The 14,062-nt window shown below is 54.8% G+C and carries 26 protein-coding genes; all 26 read left to right on the forward strand.

All coding sequences use genetic code 11. The annotated features are described in order from the left end of the window. Positions 1–6 precede the first annotated feature (6 nt). The 26 genes from rplB to bfr all read left to right on the forward strand — a co-directional run bounded on the left by rplB (position 7) and on the right by bfr (position 14,059). Entirely contained in the window at positions 7–831 is an 825-nt protein-coding gene (rplB, locus tag AC1Q8Q_RS17035) for a 50S ribosomal protein L2 (RefSeq protein ID WP_003186055.1), read from the forward strand. Between the two features lie 16 nt (positions 832–847). Further along, the gene (gene rpsS / locus AC1Q8Q_RS17040) at positions 848–1,123 is read left to right on the forward strand and encodes a 30S ribosomal protein S19 (protein WP_002555486.1); all 276 of its coding nucleotides are present in this window, start codon (positions 848–850) and stop codon (positions 1,121–1,123) included. 11 nt (positions 1,124–1,134) lie between these two features. Beyond that, a complete protein-coding gene (rplV, locus tag AC1Q8Q_RS17045) occupies positions 1,135–1,467 on the forward strand; it encodes a 50S ribosomal protein L22 (RefSeq protein ID WP_003103908.1) in 333 nt (110 codons plus the stop codon). Positions 1,468–1,480: 13 nt separating this feature from the next. Then, entirely contained in the window at positions 1,481–2,167 is a 687-nt protein-coding gene (gene rpsC, locus AC1Q8Q_RS17050) for a 30S ribosomal protein S3 (protein ID WP_008065719.1), read from the forward strand. A gap of 12 nt (positions 2,168–2,179) precedes the next feature. Further along, on the forward strand, positions 2,180–2,593 hold the full coding sequence (gene rplP, locus AC1Q8Q_RS17055; protein WP_003228729.1) for a 50S ribosomal protein L16: 414 nt from the start codon (positions 2,180–2,182) through the stop codon (positions 2,591–2,593). Further along, entirely contained in the window at positions 2,593–2,784 is a 192-nt protein-coding gene (gene rpmC / locus AC1Q8Q_RS17060; protein WP_002555481.1) for a 50S ribosomal protein L29, read from the forward strand. Before rplP ends, rpmC begins: the two co-directional genes overlap by 1 nt. Before the next feature lie 2 nt (positions 2,785–2,786). Next, on the forward strand, positions 2,787–3,053 hold the full coding sequence (gene rpsQ / locus AC1Q8Q_RS17065; RefSeq protein WP_003176419.1) for a 30S ribosomal protein S17: 267 nt from the start codon (positions 2,787–2,789) through the stop codon (positions 3,051–3,053). A gap of 23 nt (positions 3,054–3,076) precedes the next feature. Then, positions 3,077–3,445 (forward strand): 50S ribosomal protein L14, encoded by a 369-nt coding sequence (gene rplN / locus AC1Q8Q_RS17070; protein WP_002555479.1) that lies wholly within the window; start codon positions 3,077–3,079, stop codon positions 3,443–3,445. Between the two features lie 11 nt (positions 3,446–3,456). Beyond that, the gene (rplX, locus tag AC1Q8Q_RS17075; protein ID WP_003186046.1) at positions 3,457–3,771 is read left to right on the forward strand and encodes a 50S ribosomal protein L24; all 315 of its coding nucleotides are present in this window, start codon (positions 3,457–3,459) and stop codon (positions 3,769–3,771) included. Between the two features lie 20 nt (positions 3,772–3,791). Beyond that, positions 3,792–4,331: a 50S ribosomal protein L5 gene (gene rplE, locus AC1Q8Q_RS17080; RefSeq protein WP_003210069.1), complete on the forward strand. Its 540-nt coding sequence runs from the start codon at positions 3,792–3,794 to the stop codon at positions 4,329–4,331. A 13-nt stretch (positions 4,332–4,344) separates the two neighbouring features. Next, entirely contained in the window at positions 4,345–4,650 is a 306-nt protein-coding gene (gene rpsN, locus AC1Q8Q_RS17085) for a 30S ribosomal protein S14 (RefSeq protein ID WP_003176414.1), read from the forward strand. A gap of 209 nt (positions 4,651–4,859) precedes the next feature. Next, a complete protein-coding gene (gene rpsH / locus AC1Q8Q_RS17090; protein WP_008065722.1) occupies positions 4,860–5,252 on the forward strand; it encodes a 30S ribosomal protein S8 in 393 nt (130 codons plus the stop codon). Between the two features lie 12 nt (positions 5,253–5,264). Then, complete coding sequence (gene rplF, locus AC1Q8Q_RS17095; RefSeq protein ID WP_003176412.1) at positions 5,265–5,798, forward strand: 50S ribosomal protein L6; 534 nt, start codon at positions 5,265–5,267, stop codon at positions 5,796–5,798. A gap of 10 nt (positions 5,799–5,808) precedes the next feature. Next, positions 5,809–6,159, forward strand: a complete 351-nt coding sequence (gene rplR / locus AC1Q8Q_RS17100; RefSeq protein WP_003186037.1) for a 50S ribosomal protein L18 — start codon at positions 5,809–5,811, stop codon at positions 6,157–6,159. A 3-nt stretch (positions 6,160–6,162) separates the two neighbouring features. Then, entirely contained in the window at positions 6,163–6,663 is a 501-nt protein-coding gene (gene rpsE, locus AC1Q8Q_RS17105) for a 30S ribosomal protein S5 (RefSeq protein ID WP_003186035.1), read from the forward strand. Between the two features lie 2 nt (positions 6,664–6,665). Then, a complete protein-coding gene (gene rpmD, locus AC1Q8Q_RS17110) occupies positions 6,666–6,842 on the forward strand; it encodes a 50S ribosomal protein L30 (RefSeq protein WP_003176408.1) in 177 nt (58 codons plus the stop codon). A gap of 3 nt (positions 6,843–6,845) precedes the next feature. Next, a complete protein-coding gene (gene rplO, locus AC1Q8Q_RS17115; protein WP_003228720.1) occupies positions 6,846–7,283 on the forward strand; it encodes a 50S ribosomal protein L15 in 438 nt (145 codons plus the stop codon). Beyond that, the gene (gene secY, locus AC1Q8Q_RS17120) at positions 7,284–8,612 is read left to right on the forward strand and encodes a preprotein translocase subunit SecY (RefSeq protein ID WP_008065724.1); all 1,329 of its coding nucleotides are present in this window, start codon (positions 7,284–7,286) and stop codon (positions 8,610–8,612) included. Positions 8,613–8,636: 24 nt separating this feature from the next. Continuing rightward, positions 8,637–8,753 carry a 50S ribosomal protein L36 gene (gene rpmJ, locus AC1Q8Q_RS17125; protein ID WP_002555468.1) on the forward strand — a complete coding sequence of 39 codons (117 nt, stop codon included), beginning with the start codon at positions 8,637–8,639 and terminating at the stop codon, positions 8,751–8,753. 130 nt (positions 8,754–8,883) lie between these two features. Beyond that, a complete protein-coding gene (gene rpsM, locus AC1Q8Q_RS17130; protein WP_009045849.1) occupies positions 8,884–9,240 on the forward strand; it encodes a 30S ribosomal protein S13 in 357 nt (118 codons plus the stop codon). Positions 9,241–9,270: 30 nt separating this feature from the next. Then, positions 9,271–9,660, forward strand: a complete 390-nt coding sequence (rpsK, locus tag AC1Q8Q_RS17135) for a 30S ribosomal protein S11 (RefSeq protein WP_002555466.1) — start codon at positions 9,271–9,273, stop codon at positions 9,658–9,660. Positions 9,661–9,678: 18 nt separating this feature from the next. Beyond that, entirely contained in the window at positions 9,679–10,299 is a 621-nt protein-coding gene (gene rpsD / locus AC1Q8Q_RS17140; protein WP_003176404.1) for a 30S ribosomal protein S4, read from the forward strand. Between the two features lie 22 nt (positions 10,300–10,321). Then, entirely contained in the window at positions 10,322–11,323 is a 1,002-nt protein-coding gene (locus AC1Q8Q_RS17145; protein WP_007970428.1) for a DNA-directed RNA polymerase subunit alpha, read from the forward strand. 42 nt (positions 11,324–11,365) lie between these two features. Further along, positions 11,366–11,752, forward strand: a complete 387-nt coding sequence (gene rplQ, locus AC1Q8Q_RS17150; RefSeq protein ID WP_007970429.1) for a 50S ribosomal protein L17 — start codon at positions 11,366–11,368, stop codon at positions 11,750–11,752. A 238-nt stretch (positions 11,753–11,990) separates the two neighbouring features. Beyond that, positions 11,991–13,445, forward strand: coding sequence for a catalase (locus AC1Q8Q_RS17155; protein WP_033039276.1), 1,455 nt, complete (start codon positions 11,991–11,993; stop codon positions 13,443–13,445). 149 nt (positions 13,446–13,594) lie between these two features. Continuing rightward, positions 13,595–14,059, forward strand: a complete 465-nt coding sequence (bfr, locus tag AC1Q8Q_RS17160; RefSeq protein WP_008053867.1) for a bacterioferritin — start codon at positions 13,595–13,597, stop codon at positions 14,057–14,059. The last annotated feature ends 3 nt before the right edge of the window (positions 14,060–14,062 follow it).

The raw sequence follows: 14,062 nt of genomic DNA on the forward strand, positions 1-14,062 counted from the left end.
TGCATCATGGCAATCGTTAAATGCAAACCGACTTCCCCTGGCCGCCGTTTTGTGGTCAAGGTGGTCAACCAGGAGCTGCATAAAGGCGCTCCTCACGCACCGCTGCTCGAGAAGAAGTCGAAGTCTGGTGGTCGTAACAACAATGGCCGTATTACCACTCGTCACATCGGTGGTGGTCATAAGCAGCATTATCGTCTGGTCGATTTCCGTCGCAACGACAAAGATGGCATCGCTGCCACTGTCGAGCGTATCGAATACGATCCAAACCGTACTGCTCACATCGCTCTGCTGCTGTACGCAGATGGCGAGCGTCGCTACATCATCGCCCCTAAAGGCGTGAGCGCTGGCGACCAGCTGATCGCAGGTGCCCTGGCACCGATCAAGCCGGGCAACGCTCTGCAACTGCGTAACATTCCAGTTGGTAGCACCGTACACGGCATCGAATTGAAGCCAGGTAAAGGCGCTCAGATCGCTCGTTCCGCTGGTGCTTCGGCTCAGCTGATCGCTCGTGAAGGCGTGTACGTTACCCTGCGTCTGCGTTCCGGTGAAATGCGTAAAGTCCTGGCTGAATGCCGTGCGACCCTGGGCGAAGTCTCGAACTCCGAGCACAGCCTGCGTTCGCTGGGTAAAGCTGGTGCCAAACGCTGGCGTGGCGTTCGCCCAACCGTTCGTGGTGTTGCCATGAACCCGGTTGACCACCCACATGGTGGTGGTGAAGGTCGTACCTCTGGTGGTCGTCATCCGGTATCGCCATGGGGCTTCCCGACTAAGGGCGCGAAGACTCGTGGTAATAAGCGTACCGACAAAATGATCGTCCGTCGTCGCAAGTAAATAGAGGGATACGACAGTGCCACGTTCTCTGAAAAAAGGTCCTTTTATCGATCTTCACCTACTGAAGAAGATCGAAGTGGCGGCGGAAAAGAACGATCGCAAACCGGTGAAAACCTGGTCGCGTCGTTCGATGATCCTGCCACAAATGGTCGGTCTGACCATCGCAGTACACAACGGTCGTCAGCACGTCCCAGTTCTCGTGAACGAAGACATGGTCGGCCACAAACTGGGCGAGTTCGCCGGTACCCGCACTTATCGCGGGCACGTGGCAGACAAGAAAGCCAAGCGTTAAGGGGTTAGGAAATGGAAGTAGCCGCTAAGTTGTCGGGCGCTCGAATCTCCGCCCAGAAAGCCCGCTTGGTCGCCGACCAGATCCGCGGGAAGAAGGTGGGCGAAGCGCTCAACCTGTTGGCTTTCAGCAGTAAGAAAGCCGCCGAGATCATGAAGAAAGTGCTGGAGTCGGCCGTAGCCAACGCCGAGCATAACGAAGGCGCAGACGTTGATGACCTGAAGGTCAGCACCGTTTTCGTCAACGAAGGGCGTTCGCTGAAGCGCATCATGCCACGTGCCAAAGGCCGTGCTGATCGCATCGTCAAGCGGTCTTGCCATATCACTGTCAAGGTTGCTGACAAGTAACGGAGTCGAAGAGATGGGTCAGAAAGTACATCCCATTGGCATTCGCCTGGGAATCGTCAAGGAGCACACCTCCGTCTGGTACGCAGACGGTCGGACTTATGCGGACTATTTGCTCGCAGATCTGAAGGTGCGTGAGTATCTCCAAGACAAACTAAAAAGCGCGTCCGTAAGCCGTATCGATATCCATCGTCCGGCTCAAACTGCACGCATCACCATCCACACCGCTCGTCCAGGTATCGTTATCGGGAAGAAAGGTGAAGATGTTGAGAAACTGCGTCAGGACCTGACCAAGCAAATGGGTGTGCCTGTGCACATCAATATCGAAGAGATCCGCAAGCCGGAGCTCGACGGTATGCTGGTTGCGCAGAGCGTAGCTCAGCAGCTGGAGCGTCGCGTAATGTTCCGTCGCGCTATGAAGCGCGCTGTACAGAACGCCATGCGCATTGGTGCCAAAGGCATCAAAATCCAAGTGAGCGGTCGTCTCGGCGGTGCTGAAATCGCACGTACTGAATGGTATCGCGAAGGTCGTGTGCCATTGCACACCCTGCGTGCCGACATCGACTATGCCAACTACGAAGCTCACACCACCTACGGTGTGATCGGTGTAAAGGTTTGGATCTTCAAAGGCGAAGTAATTGGTGGTCGCCAAGAAGAACTGAAACCACAAGCACCAGCGCCTCGTAAAAAAGCTGCTAAGTAAGGGGTACGCCAAATGTTGCAACCAAAGCGTACGAAGTTCCGCAAGCAAATGACTGGTCACAACCGTGGCCTGGCATTGCGCGGTAGCAAAGTCAGCTTCGGCGAGTTCGCGCTGAAGTCTGTAGCTCGTGGTCGTCTCACCGCTCGTCAGATCGAGTCAGCGCGTCGTGCTCTGACCCGTCACGTAAAACGTGGTGGCAAGATCTGGATCCGTGTATTCCCGGACAAGCCGATCTCCAAAAAACCTCTCGAGGTTCGGATGGGTAAAGGTAAGGGTAACGTGGAATACTGGGTTGCCCAGATTCAGCCAGGCAAAGTCCTGTATGAAATCGAGGGTGTTTCTGAAGAGCTGGCGCGTGAGGCTTTCGCCCTGGCTGCTGCAAAGCTGCCGCTCGCCACCTCCTTTGTTAAACGGACGGTGATGTGATGAAAGCGAATGAACTTCGTGAAAAATCCGCACAGCAGCTGAACGAGCAACTGCTCGGCTTGCTGCGCGACCAGTTCAATCTGCGTATGCAGAAAGCAACTGGCCAGTTGGGGCAGTCTCATCTGCTCTCGCAAGTTAAGCGTGACATCGCTCGCGTGAAGACTGTGCTCAACCAGCAGGCAGGTAAGTAATCATGGCTGAAGCCGAAAAAACTGTCCGTACGCTGACTGGCCGTGTTGTCAGCGACAAGATGGACAAAACCATCACCGTTCTGATCGAGCGTCGCGTTAAGCACCCGATCTACGGTAAATACGTTAAGCGTTCGACTAAGCTGCACGCGCACGACGAAACCAATCAGTGCCACATCGGCGACAAAGTCACTATTCGTGAAACTCGTCCTTTGGCCAAGACCAAGTCTTGGGCGCTGGTTGATGTTCTCGAACGCGCTGTGGAAGTCTAAGGACTAGGGGTCGGAGAAATTATATGATTCAGACTCAATCCATGCTCGATGTGGCCGATAACAGCGGCGCTCGCCGTGTTATGTGCATCAAGGTGCTGGGTGGCTCCCATCGTCGTTACGCTGGTATCGGTGACATCATCAAAGTTACCGTGAAGGAAGCAATTCCTCGCGGTAAAGTGAAAAAAGGCCAAGTGATGACTGCTGTTGTAGTCCGCACTCGTCACGGCGTACGTCGTGCTGATGGCTCCATTATCCGCTTTGATGGCAACGCTGCTGTTCTTCTGAACAACAAGCAAGAGCCAATCGGCACCCGTATCTTTGGGCCAGTGACCCGTGAACTTCGTACTGAGAAGTTCATGAAGATCGTCTCGCTCGCCCCAGAAGTGCTGTAAGGAGATCCGACATGCAAAAGATTCGTCGTGACGACGAGATCATCGTGATCGCCGGCAAAGACAAAGGTAAGCGCGGTAAGGTGCTGAAGGTTCTTGCTGACAACCGTCTGGTTGTTGGTGGTCTGAACCTGGTCAAGCGTCATACCAAGCCTAACCCGATGTCGGGCGTACAAGGCGGTATCGTCGAGAAAGAAGCGCCACTGCACGCTTCTAACGTCGCCATCTTCAACGGCGAAACCAACAAGGCTGACCGCGTTGGTTTCAAAGTAGAAGACGGTAAGAAAATTCGTGTCTTCAAGTCGACCCAAAAAGCGGTTGATGCTTGAACACTGCTAGGTAGAAGACCATGGCACGACTAAAAGAGATTTACCGGAAGGAAATCGCTCCGAAACTTAAGGAAGAACTTAAGCTTTCGAACGTGATGGAAGTTCCGCGCGTTACCAAAATCACCCTGAACATGGGTCTGGGCGAAGCGATCGGCGACAAAAAAGTCATCGAGCACGCTGTAGCTGACCTGGAAAAGATCACCGGCCAGAAAGTCGTTGTGACCTACGCTCGCAAATCCATCGCTGGCTTTAAAGTCCGTGAAGGTTGGCCGATCGGCGTCAAAGTGACCCTGCGCCGTGAGCGTATGTACGAGTTCCTGGATCGTCTGCTGTCGATCTCCCTGCCTCGGGTTCGCGACTTCCGCGGCCTGAATGCCAAGTCCTTCGATGGTCGTGGCAACTACAGCATGGGCGTGAAAGAGCAGATCATCTTCCCGGAAATCGACTACGACAAGATCGATGCTCTCCGCGGTCTGGACATCACCCTGACCACCACTGCCAAGAACGATGATGAAGGCCGCGCTCTGCTGCGTGCGTTCAAATTCCCGTTCCGCAACTGATTGGAGTAGGACCATGGCCAAGATGAGCATGAAAAACCGCGAGCTGAAGCGTCAGCTCACGGTTGCCAAGTACGCCAAGAAGCGTGCAGCACTGAAAGCTATCATCGTTGATCTGAACGCAAGTCCAGAAGCGCGTTGGGAAGCTACAGTTGCCCTGCAGAAGCAGCCACGTGACGCAAGCGCCTCGCGCATGCGTAACCGCTGCCGCCTGACCGGTCGTCCACACGGCGTTTACCGCAAGTTCGGCCTTGGCCGTAACAAACTGCGTGAAGCGGCAATGCGTGGTGACGTACCAGGTCTGGTTAAAGCCAGCTGGTAAGTACTGTCAAAGTCTCGGTGCAAGGGTTCGCAAGAACCTGACCACCGGTGGCCTTGAATCTGGATCAAGCCCCTTTTGGGGCTTGATTCATTTCTGGGGTGTGTCTAGAATACCCGGCTCGCCTGAGCCCGTGTTTTTTATACCCGGAGATTCTCGGCGACACGTAGTAGCCGCAAGGCTAATTTTTCTGTATTAGGAGCGTCTAGCCCATGAGTATGCAGGACCCGTTAGCGGACATGCTAACTCGAATCCGTAATGCCCAGATGGCTGAAAAGTCCGTCGTAAGCATGCCATCTTCCACGTTGAAGGTAGCTGTTGCCAAAGTCCTGAAGGACGAAGGTTACATCGCGGGTTATCAGATCAGCAGCGAAACAAAACCACTGCTGTCTATCGAGCTGAAATACTTCGAAGGCCGTCCGGTTATCGAAGAAGTGAAGCGCGTTAGCCGTCCAGGCCTGCGTCAGTACAAGTCCGTCGATGATCTGCCAAAAGTTCGTGGCGGTCTCGGTGTGTCTATCGTCTCCACCAACAAGGGTGTGATGACTGATCGTGCTGCGCGCGCTGCCGGTGTCGGCGGCGAAGTTCTTTGCACTGTGTTCTAAGGGGGGATAAGCATGTCTCGCGTCGCTAAGAACCCCGTTAAGCTGCCAGCCGGCGTCGAAGTAAAATTCGCAGGCCAACAGCTTTCGGTGAAGGGTGCCAAGGGCACTCTCGAACTGAACATCCATTCGTCCGTTGAGATCGTTGAAGAAGCTGGTGAGCTGCGTTTCGCTGCTCGCAATGGCGATCAACAAACTCGCGCAATGGCTGGTACCACTCGTGCGTTGGTAAACAACATGGTCCAAGGCGTAAGCCAAGGCTTCGAGCGCAAGCTCCAGCTGGTCGGTGTTGGTTACAAAGCGCAAGCAAAAGGCACAGTGCTGAACCTGGCTCTTGGCTTCTCGCATCCAGTGGATTACGAACTGCCGGAAGGCATCACCGCTGAGACTCCTAGCCAGACCGATATCCTGATCAAGGGCATCGACAAGCAGCTGGTAGGTCAAGTGGCCGCCGAGATCCGCGACTTCCGTCCACCAGAGCCGTACAAAGGCAAAGGTGTGCGCTACGCGGACGAAGTCGTCCGTCGTAAAGAAGCCAAGAAGAAGTAGGGCATAGCAAATGACCGACAAAAAAGTTACTCGACTGCGTCGCGCTCGCAAAGCACGCCTGAAAATGCACGAACTCGAAGTCGTGCGTCTCTGCGTGTTCCGCTCTTCGCAGCACATCTACGCCCAGGTCATTTCGGCCGACGGCAACAAAGTCCTGGCAAGCGCCTCGACTTTGGATAAAGAACTGCGTGATGGCGCCACTGGCAACATCGACGCGGCCACTAAGGTTGGCCAGCTGGTCGCTACGCGTGCTAAGGCCGCTGGCGTCTCGCAGGTGGCTTTCGACCGCTCTGGCTTCAAGTACCACGGCCGCGTTAAAGCGCTGGCTGATGCTGCTCGTGAAGCTGGGCTGGAGTTCTAAGTTATGTCAAATAACGACCAAAAGCGCGACGAAGGCTACATCGAGAAGCTGGTTCAAGTTAACCGCGTAGCCAAAACCGTTAAAGGCGGCCGTATCTTCACTTTCACCGCGTTGACCGTGGTTGGTGATGGTAAAGGGCGTGTTGGCTTCGGCCGTGGCAAGTCGCGTGAAGTGCCTGCTGCGATCCAGAAGGCAATGGAAGCTGCTCGCCGCAACATGATCCAGGTTGATCTGAACGGCACCACCCTGCAGTACGCAATGAAGTCCGCCCACGGCGCTTCGAAGGTGTACATGCAGCCTGCTTCTGAAGGTACCGGTATCATCGCTGGCGGCGCAATGCGTGCCGTTCTCGAAGTTGCTGGCGTTCAGAACGTTCTGGCCAAGTGCTATGGCTCGACTAACCCGGTAAACGTGGTTCACGCCACTTTCAAGGGTTTGAAAGCAATGCAGTCTCCTGAATCCATTGCCGCCAAGCGTGGCAAAAGCGTCAAGGAGATCTTCTGATCATGGCTACCGTTAAAGTTACGCTGATCAAAAGCATGACCGGCCGCATCCCTAACCACAAACTGTGCGTTAAGGGTCTGGGTCTGCGTCGCATCGGTCACACTGTAGAAGTCCAGGATACTCCCGAGAATCGCGGGATGATCAACAAGGCTTACTACATGCTGCGTGTCGAGGGTTAATCGATGAAACTCAATGATCTGAGTCCAGCGCCGGGTTCCCGTCGCGAAAAGCATCGTCCGGGCCGTGGTATCGGTAGTGGTTTGGGTAAGACTGGTGGCCGTGGTCACAAAGGTCAGACTTCCCGCTCCGGTGGCACCATTGCTCCAGGCTTTGAAGGCGGTCAACAGCCGCTGCATCGTCGCCTGCCGAAGTTCGGTTTCGTTTCCCTGAAGGCCATGGACCGCGCAGAAGTGCGTCTGTCCGAGCTGGCTAAAGTGGAAGGCGACATCGTCACCGTGCAGTCCCTGAAAGATGCCAACGTGATCAACGTCAACGTACAGCGTGTGAAAATCATGCTGTCCGGTGAAGTGACTCGCGCTGTCACTATCGGCAAGGGAATCGGCGCCACCAAAGGTGCGCGTGCGGCTATCGAAGCAGCTGGCGGCAAGTTCGAGGAATAAATGGCTAAGCAAGGTGCTCTCTCTGCGCTCGGCAAAGGCGGTATGTCTGAACTTTGGGCTCGTCTGCGTTTTCTGTTCCTGGCGATTATCGTCTACCGAATAGGCGCACACATCCCGGTTCCAGGTATCAACCCGGACCGACTCGCGGACCTGTTTCGACAGAATGAGGGGACCATTCTTAGCTTGTTCAACATGTTTTCCGGCGGCGCGCTGGAGCGGATGAGCATTTTTGCACTGGGGATCATGCCGTACATCTCGGCATCGATCATCATGCAACTGATGACCGCCGTCAGCCCGCAGCTGGAGCAGTTGAAGAAGGAAGGTGAAGCTGGCCGTCGCAAGATCAGCCAGTACACCCGCTACCTCACCGTCGTTCTTGCTCTTGTCCAGGCCATTGGCATGTCCATTGGTCTGGCAGGGCAGGGCGTTTCGTTCACTGGTGACTTTAGCTTCCATTTCGTCGCAGTAACCACTTTTGTGGCTGGTGCGATGTTCATGATGTGGCTGGGTGAGCAGATTACTGAGCGTGGTGTTGGCAACGGTATCTCGATGTTGATTTTTTCGGGTATCGTCGCCGGTCTTCCGAGAGCGATCGGGCAGTCTTTCGAGTCTGCGCGTCAGGGTGATATCAATATCTTCGCCCTGGTTGCCATCGGTTTGCTGGCAGTAGCGATTATCGGTTTCGTGGTGTTCATTGAGCGTGGTCAGCGTCGTATTGCTGTTCACTACGCCAAGCGTCAGCAGGGCCGCAAGGTCTTCGCTGCGCAGACCAGCCACTTGCCGCTGAAGGTGAACATGGCCGGTGTTATCCCGGCTATTTTCGCGAGCAGCATCTTGCTGTTCCCGGCTTCGTTGGGTGCCTGGTTCGGCCAGTCTGAAGGTATGGGCTGGTTGCAGGACATCTCGCAGTCGATCGCTCCTGGTCAGCCGTTGAATATTCTGCTGTTTAGTGCAGGGATTATTTTCTTCTGCTTCTTCTATACGGCGTTGATGTTCAATCCGAAAGACGTAGCGGAGAACCTGAAGAAGTCCGGTGCCTTTATTCCGGGTATCCGTCCAGGTGAGCAGTCTGCGCGCTACATTGATGGCGTTCTGACTCGTTTGACCCTGTTCGGTGCTCTTTACATGACGGCCGTCTGCCTGTTGCCCCAGTTCCTGGTGGTTGCAGCGAACGTACCGTTCTACCTTGGCGGGACCTCGTTGCTGATCGTCGTCGTGGTTGTGATGGACTTCATGTCCCAAGTACAATCGCACCTCGTTTCGCACCAGTACGAATCCCTGATGAAGAAAGCCAACCTGAAGGGTTACGGCAGCGGCATGCTGCGCTGACCCATAAGGTTCGAGGAGTTGGTGATGAAAGTTCGTGCATCGGTGAAAAAGCTGTGCCGTAACTGCAAGATTATTCGCCGCGAAGGTGTTGTTCGAGTAATTTGCAGCGCGGAACCGCGTCACAAACAGCGCCAAGGCTGAGTGTGATTGTGCTTCAAGCCCGGCAGCTAGTGCGCTGCCGGGTTGATTATTTGTTATTACAGCGATATTATCTCGCGCCCTATTTCTTGGCTTCCGGGGCGTAGGTAGCTGTCAATTGGAGTCCCACTGAATGGCCCGTATTGCAGGCGTTAACATTCCAGATAACAAGCATACTGTTATCTCGCTGACCTACATCTATGGTGTTGGTCGCACTACTGCACAGAAAATTTGTGCAGAGACTGGGGTAAACCCAGCCGCAAAGATCAAGGATCTGAGCGACGAGCAGATTGAACAGCTGCGTGGCGAAGTGGCGAAGTTCACCACTGAAGGTGACCTGCGTCGCGAAATCAACATGAAAATCAAGCGCTTGATGGACCTCGGTTGCTATCGCGGTCTGCGTCATCGTCGTGGTCTTCCAGTACGCGGTCAGCGTACCAAGACCAACGCGCGTACCCGTAAAGGTCCGCGTAAGCCGATCCGCAAGTAATCGCCCCAGCGAATCGACAGGAAAATTATCATGGCAAAACCTGCTGCTCGTCCTCGTAAAAAAGTTAAAAAGACAGTGGTTGATGGCATCGCCCACATCCATGCTTCTTTTAACAACACCATCGTGACCATTACCGACCGTCAAGGTAACGCTCTTTCCTGGGCTACCTCCGGTGGTTCGGGTTTCCGCGGTTCCCGCAAGTCCACCCCGTTCGCTGCTCAAGTAGCTGCTGAACGTGCTGGTCAAGCTGCGCTGGAATACGGCCTGAAAAACCTCGACGTAAACGTCAAAGGTCCAGGTCCAGGTCGTGAATCCGCAGTCCGCGCTTTGAACGGCTGTGGCTACAAGATCGCCAGCATCACCGACGTGACGCCTATCCCGCACAACGGGTGCCGTCCGCCGAAGAAGCGCCGCGTGTAATCCAGGAGATTGTAAAGAATGGCTCGTTACATTGGTCCAAAATGCAAACTCGCTCGTCGCGAAGGCACCGATCTCTTCCTGAAGAGCGGCGTGCGCGCGATCGAATCGAAGTGCAACATTGAAGCAGCACCTGGTATCCACGGCCAACGCCGCGGTCGCCAGTCCGATTACGGCACCCAACTGCGTGAAAAGCAGAAGGTCCGTCGTATCTACGGCGTTCTCGAGCGTCAATTCAGCGGCTACTACAAAGAAGCAGCTGGCAAGAAAGGTGCAACCGGTGAAAACCTGCTGCAACTGCTCGAATGCCGTCTGGACAACGTTGTATACCGTATGGGCTTTGGTTCGACTCGTGCCGAATCCCGTCAGCTGGTATCGCACAAGTCGATCAGCGTAAACGGTCAGACCGTTAACGTTCCGTCCTACCAGGTTCGTGCTGGTGACGTGGTTGCTGTTCGCGAGAAAGCAAAAAACCAACTTCGCATTGTCCAAGCTCTCGATCTGTGTGCCCAACGTGGCCGCGTAGAATGGGTAGAAGTAGACACTGAGAAGAAGTCGGGCGTTTTCAAGAACGTTCCAGCTCGCAGTGATCTGTCCGCCGACATCAACGAAAGCCTGATTGTCGAGCTCTACTCCAAGTAAGGGCTAGAAAATAGGTGCATCCATGCAGATTTCGGTAAATGAGTTCCTGACACCCCGCCACATTGATGTGCAGGTTGTCAGTCCAACCCGCGCCAAGATCACGCTCGAGCCTCTCGAGCGTGGCTTTGGCCACACCCTGGGCAACGCGCTGCGCCGCATCCTGTTGTCCTCAATGCCCGGCTGTGCAGTAGTCGAGGCCGAGATTGACGGTGTGCTCCACGAGTACAGCGCCATCGAAGGTGTACAGGAAGACGTAATTGAAATCCTGTTGAACCTTAAAGGTCTGGCTATCAAGCTGCACGGCCGTGACGAAGTTACGCTGACCTTGTCGAAGAAGGGTTCGGGGGTGGTTACCGCTGCCGATATTCAGCTGGATCATGATGTCGAGATCGTTAATCCCGATCACGTAATCGCTAACCTGGCGTCTAACGGCGCCCTGAACATGAAGCTCGTAGTAGCTCGTGGTCGTGGTTATGAACCGGCAGACTCGCGTCAGAGCGATGAAGACGAAAGCCGCAGCATCGGTCGCTTGCAGCTTGACTCTTCGTTCAGCCCGGTTCGCCGTATCGCATACGTGGTGGAAAACGCCCGTGTCGAGCAGCGTACTAACCTGGACAAGCTGGTTATTGATCTGGAAACCAACGGTACCCTGGATCCTGAAGAGGCTATCCGCCGTGCTGCAACCATTCTGCAACAGCAGTTGGCTGCGTTCGTCGACCTCAAGGGTGACAGTGAGCCAGTGGTTGTCGAGCAGGAAGACGAGATCGATCCGATCCTGCTTCGCCCGGTTGACGATCTGGAACTGACTGTACGTTCGGCTAACTGCCTTAAGGCGGAAAACATCTACTACATCGGCGACCTGATTCAGCGTACCGAAGTAGAGCTGTTGAAGACTCCGAACCTGGGCAAGAAATCCTTGACTGAAATCAAGGACGTTCTGGCCTCCCGCGGTCTGTCCCTCGGCATGCGCCTCGACAACTGGCCGCCTGCAAGTCTTAAGAAGGACGACAAGGCGACTGCCTGATCGTCGTAATCACCGAACGTAGTGTTTGGTAAGGAATGAACCATGCGTCATCGTAAAAGTGGTCGTCACCTGAGCCGCACCAGCTCGCACCGCAAGGCCATGTTCCAAAACATGGCGGTGTCGCTGTTCGAGCACGAGCTGATCAAAACTACTCTGCCAAAAGCTAAAGAACTGCGCCGCGTTGCCGAGCCGCTGATCACTTTGGCCAAGACAGATAGCGTTGCTAACCGCCGTTTGGCTTTCGACCGTACCCGTTCGAAAGCTATCGTTGGTAAGCTCTTCAACGACCTGGGCAAGCGTTACGCTACCCGTGAGGGTGGCTACCTGCGCATCCTCAAGTGCGGTTTCCGCGCTGGCGACAACGCGCCTATGGCGTACGTCGAGTTGGTTGATCGTGCTACTGCTGGCGAAGCTGTATCCGCCGAGTAAGACGTCAGTCTGAAACAAAAAACCGGGCCTAGTGCCCGGTTTTTTGTGCCTGAAAGTAAAGCGCGCTGCGTACAAGCTTTTAACCGCTTCAAGTGGTCATCATGGGTCGGGGATGATCATTAGTAATTTTCTATCGATGCCTACAGGTTAATGAATTTGTAGGTGTCAGATTGATGATCAATACTCCCTCTCAGCCGATTAGCCGGCAGTTCAAGACCGACAGAGGAAGGAAGATCACATGAGCCAAAACAACACGCTAACAACTGCCAGTGGCGCTCCTGTCGCCGACAACCAGAATTCCCGCTCCGCCGGCCCTCGCGGCCCATTGCTGCTCGACGACTTCCACCTGCTCGAGAAGCTTGCCCACTTCAACCGTGAAAATATCCCGGAGCGTCGTGTGCACGCGAAGGGTTCAGGTGCTTACGGTACGTTTACCGTCACCCGCGATATCACCCAATACACCAATGCCAAGCTATTTGAGGCTGTCGGTAAGCAAACGCCAACCTTCCTGCGATTCTCCACTGTCGGTGGTGAGCGCGGTTCGGCAGACACCGAACGTGATCCTCGTGGCTTCGCGCTGAAGTTCTATACCGAAGAAGGCAACTGGGACATTGTTGGCAACAACACGCCGGTATTCTTCATTCGCGACCCACTCAAGTTCCCGGACTTTATCCACACTCAAAAGCGCCTGCCACAAAGCAACCTCAAAAGTGCACAGGCGATGTGGGACTTCTGGTCGCACTCTCCGGAAGCGTTACACCAGGTCACCATTCTGTTCTCCGACCGGGGCATTCCCGACGGCTATCGTCACATGCACGGCTTCGGCAGCCACACTTACAGCCTGATCAACGCCACGGGCGAGCGTCATTGGGTGAAGTGGCACTACAAGACCCAACAAGGCATCAAGAATCTTGCACCTGCAGAGGCGGCGCGGCTGGCGGGTACCGATCCTGATTACGCCCAGCGCGACTTGTTCGAAGCGATCGAGCGAGGCGAGTTCCCAAAATGGCGCGTGTGCATCCAGATCATGACCGAGGCCCAGGCTTGCGCGCACTATGAGAATCCGTTCGACGTGACTAAAACCTGGTCGCAGAAGGAGTTCCCGTTGATCGAAGTGGGTGAGTTGGAGCTCAATCGAAATCCACTGAACTACTTCGCCGAGGTCGAGCAAGCTGCGTTTGGCCCAAGTAACATGGTGCCCGGTGTAGGTCTGTCGCCAGATCGCATGCTGCAAGGTCGGGTATTCGCTTACGCTGATGCGCACCGCTACCGCATCGGTACCAATCACCAGCAATTGCCGGTGAATGCGCCGCGCAGTCCGGTGAACACCTATCAGCGCGATGGCTCGATGGCGTTTGGCAGCAATGGTGGTGCGGCGCCCAACTACGAGCCCAATAGCTATATCGAGTCGCCAAAGCAGGCGCCCCGTTATGCTGAACCTGCATTGGCATTAAACGGCGCAGCTGATCGTTATGATCATCGCAAAGACACCGACTATTACAGTCACGCTGGCGCACTGTACCGATTGATGAATGACGAACAGAAAGCGTTGCTGGTCCACAACATTGCGGGCGCAATGGCGGGGGTCTCAAGCGACGTCGTCGACCGTCAACTGCAGCATTTCTTCAAGGCCGATCCGGCGTATGGAGAAGCAATTGCAACGCTGCTCAACGTACAGCTTAACGAAGTCTAAATGAGAAGCAGAACCGCCCTTATTAGGGCGGTTTTTGCGTTATTTAAGCTGCTTTTCTCAGAATATCTTCGCTTTTATTGCGTGCGGCGAGTGACGTTGTGGTCATGTTGGTTCAAACTACAGACTTTCAAGCAGGGAGATGTAGGGCGATGCAAGGCCACCCAGACGTTATCGATTACCTCAACACGTTGCTGACCGGCGAACTGGCCGCGCGTGATCAATATTTCGTCCACTCGCGGATGTATGAGGACTGGGGTTTCACCAAGCTCTACGAACGAATCAACCACGAGATGGAAGAAGAAGCAGGGCACGCTGATGCACTGATGCGCCGGATTCTGATGCTCGAAGGCACGCCGCGCATGCGTCCGGACGATCTGGATGTCGGCACCACGGTTACTGAAATGCTCGAAGCGGACTTGCGCCTGGAATACAAGGTCCGGGCCGCGCTGTGCAAGGGCATCAAGCTCTGCGAACAGCACAAGGACTATGTCAGCCGCGAAATGCTGCGGGTCCAACTGCATGACACCGAAGAAGATCACACCTATTGGCTTGAAAAGCAGCTTGGCCTGATCAAGTTGATCGGTCTCGAAAATTACCTGCAATCCCACACCTGATTG

It is taken from the genome of Pseudomonas sp. GW823-FHT06B06 (assembly GCF_058795195.1).

Bases quoted from the DNA above. Each gene is read 5' to 3' on its own strand.
- AC1Q8Q_RS17155 (WP_033039276.1), top strand. From the start codon at position 11,991: ATGAGCCAAAACAACACGCTAACAACTGCCAGTGGCGCTCCTGTCGCC.
- rpsM (WP_009045849.1), top strand. From the start codon at position 8,884: ATGGCCCGTATTGCAGGCGTTAACATTCCAGATAACAAGCATACTGTT.
- rpsH (WP_008065722.1), top strand. From the start codon at position 4,860: ATGAGTATGCAGGACCCGTTAGCGGACATGCTAACTCGAATCCGTAAT.
- rplP (WP_003228729.1), top strand. From the start codon at position 2,180: ATGTTGCAACCAAAGCGTACGAAGTTCCGCAAGCAAATGACTGGTCAC.
- rplF (WP_003176412.1), top strand. From the start codon at position 5,265: ATGTCTCGCGTCGCTAAGAACCCCGTTAAGCTGCCAGCCGGCGTCGAA.
- rplB (WP_003186055.1), top strand. From the start codon at position 7: ATGGCAATCGTTAAATGCAAACCGACTTCCCCTGGCCGCCGTTTTGTG.
- AC1Q8Q_RS17145 (WP_007970428.1), top strand. From the start codon at position 10,322: ATGCAGATTTCGGTAAATGAGTTCCTGACACCCCGCCACATTGATGTG.
- rpsK (WP_002555466.1), top strand. From the start codon at position 9,271: ATGGCAAAACCTGCTGCTCGTCCTCGTAAAAAAGTTAAAAAGACAGTG.
- rplR (WP_003186037.1), top strand. From the start codon at position 5,809: ATGACCGACAAAAAAGTTACTCGACTGCGTCGCGCTCGCAAAGCACGC.
- rplV (WP_003103908.1), top strand. From the start codon at position 1,135: ATGGAAGTAGCCGCTAAGTTGTCGGGCGCTCGAATCTCCGCCCAGAAA.
- rpmJ (WP_002555468.1), top strand. From the start codon at position 8,637: ATGAAAGTTCGTGCATCGGTGAAAAAGCTGTGCCGTAACTGCAAGATT.
- secY (WP_008065724.1), top strand. From the start codon at position 7,284: ATGGCTAAGCAAGGTGCTCTCTCTGCGCTCGGCAAAGGCGGTATGTCT.
- bfr (WP_008053867.1), top strand. From the start codon at position 13,595: ATGCAAGGCCACCCAGACGTTATCGATTACCTCAACACGTTGCTGACC.
- rpsD (WP_003176404.1), top strand. From the start codon at position 9,679: ATGGCTCGTTACATTGGTCCAAAATGCAAACTCGCTCGTCGCGAAGGC.
- rplX (WP_003186046.1), top strand. From the start codon at position 3,457: ATGCAAAAGATTCGTCGTGACGACGAGATCATCGTGATCGCCGGCAAA.
- rplO (WP_003228720.1), top strand. From the start codon at position 6,846: ATGAAACTCAATGATCTGAGTCCAGCGCCGGGTTCCCGTCGCGAAAAG.
- rpsC (WP_008065719.1), top strand. From the start codon at position 1,481: ATGGGTCAGAAAGTACATCCCATTGGCATTCGCCTGGGAATCGTCAAG.
- rplN (WP_002555479.1), top strand. From the start codon at position 3,077: ATGATTCAGACTCAATCCATGCTCGATGTGGCCGATAACAGCGGCGCT.
- rpsN (WP_003176414.1), top strand. From the start codon at position 4,345: ATGGCCAAGATGAGCATGAAAAACCGCGAGCTGAAGCGTCAGCTCACG.
- rplE (WP_003210069.1), top strand. From the start codon at position 3,792: ATGGCACGACTAAAAGAGATTTACCGGAAGGAAATCGCTCCGAAACTT.
- rpmD (WP_003176408.1), top strand. From the start codon at position 6,666: ATGGCTACCGTTAAAGTTACGCTGATCAAAAGCATGACCGGCCGCATC.
- rpsE (WP_003186035.1), top strand. From the start codon at position 6,163: ATGTCAAATAACGACCAAAAGCGCGACGAAGGCTACATCGAGAAGCTG.
- rpmC (WP_002555481.1), top strand. From the start codon at position 2,593: ATGAAAGCGAATGAACTTCGTGAAAAATCCGCACAGCAGCTGAACGAG.
- rplQ (WP_007970429.1), top strand. From the start codon at position 11,366: ATGCGTCATCGTAAAAGTGGTCGTCACCTGAGCCGCACCAGCTCGCAC.
- rpsQ (WP_003176419.1), top strand. From the start codon at position 2,787: ATGGCTGAAGCCGAAAAAACTGTCCGTACGCTGACTGGCCGTGTTGTC.